Here is a 13,946-nt window from a genome sequence, read left to right on the forward strand (position 1 = left end):
CGAATAGGTAAAAATACTATGTTTTATAATATTATAAAGAACTTTTTTCTTAAAAAAAATGTTACTAAAAAATTAACAGCTCTAAATACATTTGCCTCAAATGATAAAGTATTGACTGTAGGGGTTTTAGTTGATGAAACTTATTTTAATGAAACCAGTCAATTAGTAGAGCGAATCGTTTCTCAGGGAATTCAAGCTAGTAATATTTCTATTTTGATTTATAAAGATAAAATCAAGAAAAAAGAAACAATAACAGAACCTTTTTTATCGTTAAAGAATATTTCTATTTCTGGGGAAATTGATAAAAAAGAAGTAAATGATTTTATTGAAACGCCTTTTGATTTGTTAATCAATTATTACGATGTTAATAAAAGCGGACTTTTATTGCTTTCAACCAAATCAAAAGCGAAATTTAAAGTAGGATTTGATACCGTTGACAAAAGAGTCAATCATTTTATTATAAAAACGCTTGTTGAAGATTTTAATGAGTTCGTTTTAGAATTGTTTAAGTATTTGAAAATTTTAAATAAAATATAAAAAATGCAATCATTTATTGGTACAGGTGTTGCTTTAGTTACGCCATTTAAAAAAGATTTTTCGGTTGATGTAGAAGCTTTAACGCGAATTGTAAATCATGTAATTGAAGGAGGAGTAGAGTATTTGGTAGTTTTAGGAACAACAGCAGAATCGGCAACGTTATCACAAGAGGAAAAAGAATTGGTTATTGATACGATAATTAAAGCAAATGCAGGAAGATTGCCTTTGGTTTTAGGTGTTGGAGGAAATAACACTCATAAAGTTGTTGAAGAATTGAAAACTAGAGATTTTTCTCATTTCTCAGCGATTTTATCGGTTTCGCCTTACTATAATAAACCAACGCAAGAAGGTATTTACCAACATTTTAAAGCAGTTGCAGAAGCGTCTCCAATTCCAGTAATTTTATATAATGTGCCAGGAAGAACAGCAAGTAATATGTTGCCATCTACTGTTATCCGAATTGCAAATGATTTTAAAAATGTAATCGGAATCAAAGAAGCTGCTGGAGATATCGTTCAAGCAATGAAATTAATCCAAACAAAACCAGAAGGATTTTTAGTGATTTCAGGCGATGATATGATTACATTACCAATGGTTTTAGCGGGTGGAGCAGGAGTGATTTCGGTAATTGGTGAAGGTTTTCCAAAGGAATTCTCAGAAATGGTTCGTTTAGGATTGCAAAGAAAAGTGGATGAAGCCTATAAATTACACTATTTATTGGCAGATAGTATTGATATGATTTTTGAGCAAGGAAACCCTGGAGGAATTAAAGAAGTCTTTAAAGCATTAGGATTGTCCGAGAATACAGTACGATTACCACTTGTAAATGTAAATCAAGATTTAGCAACAAGATTGCATAATTTTACAAGAAAATTAAGTTAAAAAAAAGATTTTTATAGTAATTAAATAATGCCTAAATTTGCAGTTGCTTTTTTAGGAGACATCTTTTTGATGTTTATAAAATAATAATGTAAAGCCAAATGAATAAATTTTTAAGTTTTCTTTCACTAGCCATTTTATTGGTCTCATGTAGTCCTTATCAAAAGGCATTAAAGTCAGATGATGTGGAATTGAAAGCACAAGTTGCAAATAGAATGTATGAAAGAAATAAATTTGATAAAGCACTACGTTTGTATGAACAGGTAGCCCCTGCTTACAAAGGTAAACCTACATCAGAAATATTATTTTATAATTATTCAAAATCGCTATACAATACAAAGCAGTATTATTTAGCAGGTTATCAATTTGAGAATTTTGCTGTATCATATCCTAAAAGCGATAAAAGAGAAGAAGCTAGTTTTTTAGCATCTGAATGTTTTTACAGATTATCTCCTACCTACAGTCTTGATCAAACAGATACAGATAAGGCATTAGAAAAACTTCAACGCTTTATTGATAATTATCCAGATTCAGAGTATTTGCCTAAAGCAAATGCTTACGTTAAAGAGTTGCGAGAAAAATTAGAGAAAAAGGCATTTGAAATTGCAAAACAGTATCATAAAATTGCAGATTATAGATTAGAATATAATGCAGCTTTAAAAACTTTGGAAAATTTTATTGCTGATTTTCCTGGAACTCAATACAAAGAAGAAGCTATGTTTTTGAGATTTGATACGGCATATAGATATGCAAAAAATAGTATTCAAGCAAAAAAAGAGGAACGTTATAATGCCGCTAAAACTTTATATAATAGTTTGTTAAAGTTTAGACCAAACTCCATATTTAAAGAAGAAGCTGATAAAATTTTAGCGGATATAGAACAAGAATTAAAACAATTTTCTAAATAAAAGTAAATCATGGATTTAAAGAAAACAAATGCTCCAGTAAACACAATTACTTACAATAAAAGCAAATTAGAAGAGCCTACTGGAAACATTTATGAAGCGATTACTATTATGGCAAAACGCGCTAATCAAATCAATACTGAAATTAAAAAAGAATTGATTGAAAAATTAGAAGAGTTTGCTACTTATAATGATAGTTTAGAGGAAATTTTTGAAAACAAAGAGCAAATTGAAGTTTCAAAATTCTATGAAAAATTACCAAAACCACATGCGTTAGCAGTGCAAGAGTGGGAAGAAGGTAAGATCTATTACAGAGACGCAAAATAATCATTATGTCTGTTTTAAGCGGTAAAAAAATCTTGCTAGGTATATCTGGTGGTATAGCTGCTTACAAAACAGCCAATTTGGTTAGATTACTTATAAAAGCAGGTGCACAAGTACAAGTTGTAATGTCGCCTGCTTCTTTGCATTTTGTTACACCACTTACTTTAGCAACGCTTTCTAAAAACCCAGTTTATTCAACATTCTACAATGAAGAAGAAGGAAATGGGGAATGGAATAACCATGTTGAATTAGGTTTATGGGCAGATTTAATGCTAATTGCACCAGCAACAGCAAATACGCTCTCCAAAATGGCTAATGGTAATTGTGATAATTTGTTAATAGCTACTTATCTTTCTGCCAAATGTCCAGTTTATTTTGCTCCTGCAATGGATTTGGATATGTATAAGCATCCTTCAACTTTAGATAGTTTCCATAAATTAAAATCATTTGGTAATATTATGATTCCTGCTGAAAAGGGTGAATTAGCAAGTGGTTTAGTTGGAGAAGGAAGAATGGCAGAGCCTGAAAATATTGTTGATTTCTTAGAAAACGATTTGGCTTTAAAATTGCCATTAAAAAATAAAAGAATTCTAATTACGGCAGGTCCAACCTATGAATCTATTGATCCTGTACGTTTTATTGGAAATCATTCCTCAGGAAAAATGGGATTTGATATCGCTAATGAAGCGGCAAATAAAGGGGCTGAAGTAATTTTGATATCAGGACCAACTCATTTAAACTTGCAAAATTCTTCGATTAAATTGATTCGAGTTAAATCGGCAGAACAAATGTATAATGCATGTCATGAGTATTACAATGAAGTAGATGTTGCTATTGCAGCCGCCGCAGTAGCGGATTATCGTCCAAAAAATGTTGCCAATCAGAAAATAAAAAAGAAAGAATCAACGTTATTTATAGAGCTAGAAAAAACAAAAGATATTTTAGCCTCTCTTGGTGAATTAAAGAAACATCAGTTTTTAATTGGTTTTGCATTAGAAACAGAAAATGAAATTGAACATGCAAAGCAAAAAATTCAGAAAAAAAACTTAGATTTGATAGTATTAAATTCATTGAATGATGAAGGTGCAGGTTTTGGACAACCTACAAACAAAGTCACTTTTATTTCAAAAAATTTTGATATAGAACCAAAAGAGTTGAAATCTAAAGAAGAAGTAGCTCAAGATATTATTAACAAGGTAATTCAATTTTATAATGCGTAAGACAATACTTATTATATATTTTTTATTTTCATTTGTAAATGTATTTTCTCAAGAACTAAATGCAACAGTTTCTGTTAATTTTCAGCAAGTTGCAAATGGAAATCCACAATTGTTCAAAAACTTAGAAACGCAAGTAAAAGAATTTTTGAATACTACAAAATGGACAACTAAAGAATTTACAGATGTTGAAAAAATCGATTGTAACTTCTTTATAAATGTAACTTCTTATGGTTCAAATACCTTTGAAGCTACCTTGCAAGTACAATCTTCAAGACCTATATATAACTCTAATTTTTCTTCACCGATATTGAATATCAATGATAAAAATTTTACTTTTCGTTTCATAGAATTTGAAGCTATGGTTTATGACCAAAATTCTTTTAATTCCAATTTAGTAGCGGTTTTAGCTTTTTATGCCAATATGATTATTGGTTTAGATATGGATTCTTTTGCTTTAAATGGAGGAACAAAATATTTAGAAGCGGCTTCAAATATTGTTAATTTAGCACAACCTAGTGGGTATAAAGGTTGGTCGCAATCTGAAGGTAGTAATAATAATCGTTATTTTTTAGTTTCAGATATGTTAGCAACTACTTTTTTACCGTATAGAAAAGCGATGTATGAATATCATAGATTAGGTTTAGATACGATGAGTGAAGATGTAAAAAAAGGGAAAGAAAATATATCAAATTCAATACAAACTTTAGCAGAAATTCAAAAAACTAGACCTAATTCATTGTTGGTGCGAACATTTTTTGATGCAAAAGTCGATGAATTAGTAGCAATGTTTTCTGGAGGACCACAAGTTGACAATGTTAAATTGCTAGAAACTTTGAATAAAATATCTCCATTAAATTCTCAAAAGTGGAATAGAATTAGATAGAACATTATTTTTAATAAATTGTTTATGTTGCTTTCACTTTCCATTAAAAATTATGCGTTAATCGAATCGCTTGAAACTGATTTTTCCAATCAGTTTTCTGTTATTACAGGAGAAACCGGTGCAGGAAAATCGATCCTTCTCGGTGCTTTAGGTTTGGTATTGGGAAAAAGAGCTGATTTGACTTCACTAAAAGATAAAGAACAAAAGTGTATAATTGAAGCACAATTTGCTGTTTCTAATTATAATCTTCAATCTTTTTTTGAAGATAATGATATGGATTATGAAGATAAAACCATTATTAGAAGAGAAATTTTGCCTTCAGGAAAATCTCGAGCATTTGTTAATGATAGTCCAGTAAATCTTCAAGAACTTCAGGAACTAGGAGAAATGTTGTTAGATATTCATTCCCAACATCAAACCCAAGAACTTGCGGAAGAAAACTATCAAATTGATATTTTAGATGCGGTTGCTAATAATGGCGAATCTGTAAATTCATATAAAAAGGCATTGACTGATTTCAAATCGACTCAAAAAGAGTTGAAACAATTGATTTCGGAAAAAGAGGCTTTAGTGAAAGAGTATGAGTACAATTCTTTTTTGTTGAACGAACTTTTAGCAGCCAACTTAATTGATGGCGAGCAAGAAGCGTTAGAGCAAGAATTAGAGCAATTAAGTAATGTTGAATTCATAAAAGAAAATTTCGAACGAATTTTAGCTTTTGCCAATGAAGAGCAAGTTGGCGCCTTAGTAAATTTGAAAGAAATTAAAATTGCACTTCAAAAAATAGCTGGTTTTTCAAATCAAAATGCGCAATTCTTAGAGCGTTTGACAAGTTGTTTACTTGAAGTTGAAGATATTATTTCAGAATGCGAACAAAGCAACGAGAAAATCTTAGCCGATCCTGAGCGATTAGAATTGGTGAATACTAAACTGCAAACCATCTATAATTTACAAAAGAAGCATCAAGTACAAACCATTGCCGAGTTATTAGTAATTCAAAACGAATTAGATGCTAAAGTAATTCGTGTTGATGATTTGGATGGCGCTATCAATAAATTAGAATCCAAATTAAATTCGAAACAAGCCAAAGTTGATGAATTGGCTCAAGCTATTTTTGAAAATAGAAAAAAAGCAGGCCCAATTTTAATCGATAAAATTAAAGCTATTTTAGCTCAATTAGGAATGATAGAAGCCAATTTTCAAATCGAAATCAACCATACCAATTCTTATTATCCTAAAGGAAAAGATGAAGTGGTTATACTGTTTTCTGCAAACAAAGGGACTAGTTTTGGATTATTAAAGAAAGTGGCTTCAGGCGGAGAAATGTCGCGCATCATGTTAGCTATAAAAGCCATTTTAGCTAATTATTCCAAATTGCCAACAATTATTTTTGATGAAATTGATACAGGGGTTTCTGGAGAAATTGCAATTAAAATGGGAGAAATCATGAAGGAAATGAGTGCTACCATGCAAGTATTTGCCATTACACATTTACCACAAATTGCCGCTAAAGGGAATTCGCATTATAAAGTTTCAAAAAGAAATGTGGGTGAAACTACAATTTCAGAATTAAATCTGTTAACATCAGAAGAAAGAATCCAACAAATAGCAGAAATGTTATCTGGAAAAGAAATTACAGATTCGGCTTTACAACACGCAAAAGCTTTGTTGAATTAATTTTTTAAAGTACTTTTGTTTTCCATTTTAAACGACAACAAACCAATTCTAAAAATAGAATATCATGATTATAGAACCAAGAATGCGAGGATTTATTTGTTTGACAGCTCATCCAAAAGGTTGCGAACAAAATGTAAAAAATCAAATTGAATATGTAAAATCGAAAGGTAAAATCAACGGGCCTAAACGAGTATTAGTTATTGGTGCTTCAACTGGTTTTGGTTTGGCTTCAAGAATTACAAGTGCTTTTGGTTCTGATGCTGCAACTATTGGTGTGTTTTTTGAAAAAGAGCCTTCAGAAGGAAAAACAGCCTCTCCAGGATGGTATAATTCTGCAGCTTTTGAAATGGAAGCACAAAAAGCCGGATTGTATGCGAAAAGTATCAACGGTGATGCTTTTTCAAATGAAGTAAAGCAACAAACGATTGATATGATTAAAGCTGATTTAGGTCAGGTTGATTTAATCATTTACAGTTTAGCTTCTCCAGTGCGTCAACATCCAGTTACAGGTGTTTTACATCGTTCTACTCTAAAACCTATTGGAAGTACTTTCACTAATAAAACTGTTGATTTTCATACAGGAAATGTAACAACCGTTTCAATCGAACCAGCAAATGAAGAAGATATTGCTAATACTGTAGTGGTAATGGGTGGTGAAGACTGGTCAATGTGGATGGATGCTTTAAAAGGAGCAGGAGTTTTAGCTGAAGGAGCAACTACAATTGCATATTCTTACATAGGACCTGAGGTAACTGAAGCAGTCTACAGAAAAGGAACTATAGGAAGAGCAAAAGATCATTTAGAAGCTACAGCTTTTGAAATTACAGAGAAATTAAAAGTTATTAACGGAAAAGGTTATGTTTCTGTAAATAAAGCATTAGTAACTCAAGCAAGTTCAGCAATTCCAGTAATTCCATTATATATTTCATTGTTATACAAAATCATGAAAGCAGAAGGAATTCACGAAGGTTGTATTGAACAAATCCAACGTTTGTATGCGGATAGATTGTACACAGGTAATGCTGTTCCAACAGACGATAAAGGAAGAATCCGTATTGATGATTGGGAAATGAGAGCTGATGTACAAGAAAAAATTGCAAAATTATGGGGTGAATCAACTACTGAAACTTTAGTGGAATTAGGAGATTTAGCGGGATACAAACAAGATTTCTTAAATTTATTTGGGTTTGGATTTGAAGGTGTAGATTATCAGGCTGATACAAATGAAATGGTTTTAGTGCCGAGTATAAAATAATCACAAAATATATAAAAAATGTTATAAAAACCCCGATATTGTCGGGGTTTTGTGTTTTTTATCGATAAATCGAGTATTTCGTCGATATACTAGTTTTTAGTTATATTTCTTTATTAATTTAACTTTTTTAGAAGTTAAATAATAGTTAAATTTGCTTTTATACTAACAAAAAAACACAATTACATGAAAAAAATTACATTTATTTTATTTCTCTTTTTTATGTGTTTGCAACTAAATGCGCAAACATGTATTCAGACGTTCACAGCCAGTGGGCAAGACAGTGGTCCAACTGTTTTGACAATTAATTCAGCAGACATTACTTGTAATGGAGCAAATCCTATAAGTAGTTTAAAACTCACGAATGCTGCAGGAAGTTTAACTTCTTTTTATTGCTCTACTGATGGGACTGAGTGGTTTGGTTTCAATTTATCTATAGATGGTGGTGCTCCAATTACAGGTTGTGCTTCAACTTTTAATGATTTAGATATTACAGGTTTCACTACTCTTACAATTACATCATTTGATGATGATTCTTGGTCAGATTCAGTTACTATAACAATAGGTGTAGAGGCTACTTTTGTGCCTATGACACCACCATCTTGTGTGACAGTGTCGTCTCCAGTAAATGGAGCTATTAATGTGAGCTCAAGCATTATTTCATGGCCAGCTGCTGCAGGTGGAGCAACAGGTTACAGATTAAGTGTTGGATCTATGCCTGGTGCAACTGATGTTTTAAATAATTTTGATGTTGGTAATGTTCTTTCTTATCCATTATCAGGTTTAGTAGGAGGTACAACTTATTACGTTACTATCTTTCCTTATAACTTAAATGGTTCTGCAACAGCGTGTGTAGAAACTAACTTTACAACATGTGATGTTTTTACAGTTCCTTTTTTAGAAACTTTTGATTCGACTTCTACTTCTGAATCTTGTTGGTCAATATTAAACGTAAATGGAGATGGAGATTCATGGAATACAAGCTATGCAACTGCTCCAATTACAGGTGATCAATCTGCAAATTTGAATACTGATGGGAATGGTGGCGCTAATAATGATTGGCTTATTTCTCCACGTATTACATTAACAGGTAATCAAAGATTGGTTTTTAAATATAAAGTTCAATCAAATAATGAACCTAATGACTTTAGAGTAATGTTGTCTATCGCAGGTAATGCTCCAGCTGATTTTTCTTTTGAATTGCAACCATTAGCTAGTTATTCAAATACAACACCTGAGACTATGGTAATTCCTTTGTCGGGAATTTCTGGCGATGTTTATCTTGGATGGCATATTCCATCAGGTGGTTTAGATGGTTGGAGATTGTATATTGATGATGTAGTTGTTGAAGATATTCCAGCAACACCTCCTTCGTGTGTAGCTATTACCTCTCCTGTTTCTGGAACTGCAGATGTTTCTTCTAGTACCATAACATGGGCTAGTGAAATTAATGCTACGGGTTATAACATCAGTGTAGGGACTACACCAGGTGGAACAGATGTGTTAAATAATTTTGATCTTGGTAATGTATTAACATATAATTTAACAGGTTTATTAGGAGGTACTACTTATTATGTAACGGTTTATCCATACAACGATAATGGAGTAGCAACAGGTTGTACTGAAATAAACTTTACCACTTGTGATGTGGCTTCAATTCCATTTAATGAAGAATTTGAAACAATTACTACAGGTATTCCATCATGTTGGGGAATTGCAGGAACTACTACGACTGCGGGTTATCATTTTTCTAGTTATGCTACAGGAAATGTAGGAAGAGGATTAAGATTTGATTCTTATTTAAATTCAACTGGTAGAACTTCAGAATTAACCACTCCTGTAATTGATGCTTCAACAGTAACATCATTAAGATTGAATTTTTATTACAAAAATCCAACTGGAGGTAATTTTGAAGTTTTAATATCTTCTGATGGTGGTGCAACTTATACTTCTTTAGAAACAGGATTAGTTAATACTACTAACTGGACATTGAAAAGTTATGTGGTAACAAGTCATATTAGCTCAAATGTTAAGGTTAAATTTTTAGGAACTAGCAATTGGGGTAGTGGAGATGCATATGTATATTTAGATGGTGTAGTTTTAGAAGAAATTCCTGCTACTGCTCCTGCTTGTGTAACTTTAACTTCACCTGTTAATGGTGCTGTAAATGTTTCAAACGCGACATTGGTTTGGCCAGCTAATCCAGATGCTACAGGGTATTATATTACTGTAGGTACTTCTGCTGGTGCTTCTGATGTTTTAAATAATTTTGATGCGGGTAACGTATTAACATACCATTTATCTAATTTAGTTGGTGGTACAACATATTATGTAACGATAACTCCTTACAATTCATTTGGAACTGCAACTGGTTGTACAGCGAGTAGTTTTACAACTTGTGATGAAGTTGGTGATTTTTCTGAGAATTTTGATGGATTAACAGCGACTAATTTAATCCCTGATTGTTGGTCTAGAGTTTTAAGCGACGGTGTAAGTACTTATGCATCTGTTGGTACTTCTGGAACTAATTTTAGCGCACCTTACAGTATTTCTTTATATAACTCTAGTTCTCCTTCAACTTCAAATATTATGTTAGTAACGCCTTATATAAATAATTTAAGTGCAGGAACTAATAGATTGAGATTTATGGCAAGAAATCAATACAGTGACACGCAAGATATAATTGTTGGTACAATGAGTAATCCTGCAGATGCATCTACTTTCACGCCTTTACAAACTGTTGATATTAATGACACATTTGCTCAATATATTGTAGATTTTACAGGTTATGCTGGAACAAATAAATATATTGCATTGAAAAGACTTTCAACATCAACTTATACTTATATATATATTGATAATGTTGTTTGGGAAGCTGTTCCTGCTTCTGCACCAACTTGTGCTGCTAATATTGTTGCAACACCTGATTCTGCATGTGGTAATTTTGCTAACTCAATTACTTGGGATGCTACATCAGGAGCAGATGGATATTATATTACAGTAGGTACAACCACTGGAGGTACAGATATTGCAAATAATATTAATTTAGGTAATGTAACTACATATTCTTTCTCAGGAAATTTTGCTACAACCTATTTTTATACTGTTTCTCCTTATAATGCAATTGGTACAGCATCAGGATGTACAGAAGGTTCATTTACAACAAATGCAAATGGATGTTATTGTATTTCTGGTCCAACATCTGTTGATGGAACGGGTATTACTAACGTTCAATTAGTTGCTACAAATTTCCCTAATTCTGTTTCATTAGCTCCTGTTTATAATGATCATACAGCAACTGTTGTAGATATGCCTAGAGGTATTAATAATAATGTTCAAATTACATTTGATGTACCATCTTGGGGAACTAATAGTTATGATTACAACACAATAATTTGGATTGATGCTAATGACAACTATACTTTTGAGGCTTCTGAAATTGTTTATACAGGTGTATCTCCTACAACAGCTTCACCAACATTATTAAATGCATCTTTTGTATTACCAGGTTCAATTTCATTAGGGCAACACAGAATGAGAATTGTTGCAACAGATGCTGAACAAGTTCCTGCAAATCCTTGTTATGGTGGAATTTATGGTGAAACTGCAGACTTTACAATCAATGTGGTAGCACCTTCATGTGCACCTCCAGCAGCTACAACAAGTATAGTTAACGATTGTGCTAATTCTCAATATTTTGTAAATGTCAATGTTACAGATTTAGGAAATGGTTCACCTGTTATTACTGATGGAACTTCAACTTGGCCAGTTTCGGCTGTAGGAGCACAAAATGTTGGTCCGTTTGCTTTTGGAGCTCCTGTTAATTTAACAATTTTACATGGTGCAGATTCTTTATGTAATTTACCATTAGGAACATTTAATTTTGCAGGATGTCCTCCAGTAAATGATGAATGTAACAATGCTACTGTTCTAACTCCAGGTGCTGTGTTTGCTACTAATCCATTAGTAGGAACAAATGAATTTGCTACAGCTTCTTCTGGTGCTCCTGCTCCAGGTTGTGCATCTTATTCTGGAGGTGATGTATGGTATTCAGCTGTAGTTCCTGCTTCTGGAAGTTTAACTTTTGAATTAAATACTAATGCAGGTGGAATTACTGATGGTGCTGGTGCTGTTTATAGTGGTGCATGTGGAAGTTTAACTTTAATTAGTTGTGATGATTATTCTAGTTCAGACCCTAATGATCAACCTTTAATTACGGTTACTGCTAGAACACCAGGAGAAGTTCTTTATTTTAGAGTATGGGAATATGGAAATAATTCTTTTGGTACATTCCAAGTATCGGCTTATGACGCTTCATTGTCAGCAGGTTCTTTTAATAACTCTAATTTCTTAATTTATCCTAATCCAGTAAAAGATATGTTAAATATTTCTTACTCATCAGAGATATCTTACGTTCGTGTTGTTAACATGTTAGGTCAAGAAGTAATTTCTAGAGATATTAATGCTACTTCTACTCAGTTAGATATGTCACACTTAAGTGCAGGTGCTTATATAGTAACTGTTTCTTCAGGTGATGTATTAAAAACACTAAAAGTTGTTAAGCAATAAGTATTATCTAATATAATGATTAAAGTCCCGATTTATTCGGGACTTTTCTTTTTTATTATCTTTGTAAAAAAAAAAGTATGTTTTTTTCGTTTATTGTTCCAGTATATAACCGACCTGATGAAATTGATGAATTGCTTGAAAGTCTAACTAGGTTTACATCTTCAATACCTTTTGAAGTTGTAATTGTAGAAGATGGTTCAACTATTCCTTGTGAGAATATAATTGAAAAATATACCCCTAAATTAACTATTTCCTATTATTTTAAATCAAATTCTGGACCAGGAGATTCTCGTAATTACGGGATGACATTGGCAAAAGGAGATTATTATATTATTTTGGATTCTGATTGTATCATTCCTCCAAATTATTTATCTCAAGTTCAAAAAAGTTTAGAGGAAGAATATGTTGACTGCTTTGGAGGACCAGATGCTGCATTGGATTCCTTTTCCGACATTCAAAAAGCAATTAATTTTACCATGACTTCATTCTTAACTACTGGAGGAATTAGAGGAGGAAGTGAAAAAGTAGATAAATTTCAACCCAGAAGTTTTAATATGGGATTATCCAAAAAAGCTTTTGAAGCTTCTAATGGTTTTGGTAATATTCACCCAGGTGAAGATCCAGATTTATCTATTCGATTATGGAATTTAGGTTTTAAAACGAAGTTAATTAAGAATGCTTTCGTCTATCATAAAAGAAGGATAAGTTGGGAGAAATTCCAAATTCAAGTGAATAAATTTGGTAAAGCACGTCCTATTTTAAATTTTTGGTATCCTGAATATACTAAAATTACATTTTGGTTTCCAAGTTTATTTTTATTAGGCTTTCTATTCTCTGCGTTATTGGCCATTTTTAAAATTTACTTTTTTATTGCTTTATATGGATTTTATTTTTCTCTATTATTCATAAGTTCGTTATTTTCTAATAAAAGCCTTAAAATTGCGTTATATTCTTTATGGGCAACTATAATTCAGTTTTATGGTTATGGAAAAGGTTTTTTACAATCCTATTACAAAATCTCAATTTTAAAACAAAAACCTCAAGAGGCATTTCCAGAGTTGTTTTTTAAGAAATAGTTATGACAAAAATAATTGGTTTAACAGGTGGAATTGGAAGTGGGAAATCTACTGTAGCAAACTACATTGCATCAAAAGGAATTCCTGTCTATATTGCCGATGAAGAAGCCAAGAAAATTATGGAAAGGGAAGATGTTAAACAAAAAATTCAAAATTTGTTTGATCAATCTGTTTTCAATTCGGATAATTCACTAAATCGAAAAAAAATAGCTGAATTTGTTTTTAACAACCCAGATAAGTTAAAAGAATTAAACGCGATAGTACATCCCGAAGTTCAGCTTCATTTTAAAAATTGGCTAAAAGAACATAAAAATTATCCATTTATAATTAAAGAGGTAGCCATTCTTTTTGAAACAGGAGGAAATAAACAATGTGATAAAGTTATTTTAATCACTGCTCCCGAAGAACTTAGGATAGAAAGAGTTATGAAACGTGATAATTTAACAAAAAAGGATATTTTAGTTAGAATCAATAACCAATTACCTGATTCTAAAAAGAAAAAATTGAGTGATTTTATTGTAGAAAATATAAATTTGAATAATACTTTCTTAAAAATCGACGAAATTCTTAAAATATTAGCAAAACTTTAAAAAAAGGTTTATATGTTAATCTTTGGTTAATGTA

General features: G+C 31.7%; 11 protein-coding genes. All 11 read left to right on the top strand.

Translation table 11 applies throughout. From position 1 onward, the window contains the following. Positions 1–18 precede the first annotated feature (18 nt). The 11 genes from B4I81_RS06090 (at position 19) to coaE (ending at position 13,912) form a co-directional block, all read left to right on the top strand. Positions 19–537, top strand: a complete 519-nt coding sequence (locus tag B4I81_RS06090; RefSeq protein WP_291108762.1) for a DUF6913 domain-containing protein — start codon at positions 19–21, stop codon at positions 535–537. 3 nt (positions 538–540) lie between these two features. Then, positions 541–1,419 (top strand): 4-hydroxy-tetrahydrodipicolinate synthase, encoded by an 879-nt coding sequence (gene dapA, locus B4I81_RS06095; protein WP_291108765.1) that lies wholly within the window; start codon positions 541–543, stop codon positions 1,417–1,419. Between the two features lie 98 nt (positions 1,420–1,517). Further along, positions 1,518–2,324, top strand: coding sequence for an outer membrane protein assembly factor BamD (locus tag B4I81_RS06100; protein ID WP_291108767.1), 807 nt, complete (start codon positions 1,518–1,520; stop codon positions 2,322–2,324). Between the two features lie 9 nt (positions 2,325–2,333). Beyond that, positions 2,334–2,648, top strand: coding sequence for a DNA-directed RNA polymerase subunit omega (locus B4I81_RS06105; protein ID WP_111565628.1), 315 nt, complete (start codon positions 2,334–2,336; stop codon positions 2,646–2,648). A 5-nt stretch (positions 2,649–2,653) separates the two neighbouring features. Next, complete coding sequence (gene coaBC, locus B4I81_RS06110) at positions 2,654–3,865, top strand: bifunctional phosphopantothenoylcysteine decarboxylase/phosphopantothenate--cysteine ligase CoaBC (protein ID WP_291108770.1); 1,212 nt, start codon at positions 2,654–2,656, stop codon at positions 3,863–3,865. Further along, positions 3,858–4,748 carry a DUF4835 family protein gene (locus B4I81_RS06115; RefSeq protein WP_291108772.1) on the top strand — a complete coding sequence of 297 codons (891 nt, stop codon included), beginning with the start codon at positions 3,858–3,860 and terminating at the stop codon, positions 4,746–4,748. The genes coaBC and B4I81_RS06115 overlap by 8 nt, the downstream gene beginning before the upstream one ends. A gap of 24 nt (positions 4,749–4,772) precedes the next feature. After that, positions 4,773–6,425 (top strand): DNA repair protein RecN, encoded by a 1,653-nt coding sequence (gene recN, locus B4I81_RS06120; RefSeq protein WP_291108774.1) that lies wholly within the window; start codon positions 4,773–4,775, stop codon positions 6,423–6,425. Positions 6,426–6,489: 64 nt separating this feature from the next. Further along, a complete protein-coding gene (fabV, locus tag B4I81_RS06125; protein WP_291108776.1) occupies positions 6,490–7,680 on the top strand; it encodes an enoyl-ACP reductase FabV in 1,191 nt (396 codons plus the stop codon). 183 nt (positions 7,681–7,863) lie between these two features. Further along, positions 7,864–12,246 (top strand): T9SS-dependent choice-of-anchor J family protein, encoded by a 4,383-nt coding sequence (locus B4I81_RS06130; RefSeq protein WP_291108778.1) that lies wholly within the window; start codon positions 7,864–7,866, stop codon positions 12,244–12,246. Positions 12,247–12,323: 77 nt separating this feature from the next. Next, a complete protein-coding gene (locus B4I81_RS06135; protein WP_291108780.1) occupies positions 12,324–13,322 on the top strand; it encodes a glycosyltransferase in 999 nt (332 codons plus the stop codon). A 2-nt stretch (positions 13,323–13,324) separates the two neighbouring features. Beyond that, positions 13,325–13,912 carry a dephospho-CoA kinase gene (coaE, locus tag B4I81_RS06140; RefSeq protein ID WP_291108782.1) on the top strand — a complete coding sequence of 196 codons (588 nt, stop codon included), beginning with the start codon at positions 13,325–13,327 and terminating at the stop codon, positions 13,910–13,912. Positions 13,913–13,946 lie beyond the last annotated feature (34 nt).

Origin of the sequence: Flavobacterium sp. UBA6195, assembly GCF_002422095.1 — a bacterium.
In the GTDB taxonomy this organism is placed as follows: domain Bacteria; phylum Bacteroidota; class Bacteroidia; order Flavobacteriales; family Flavobacteriaceae; genus Flavobacterium.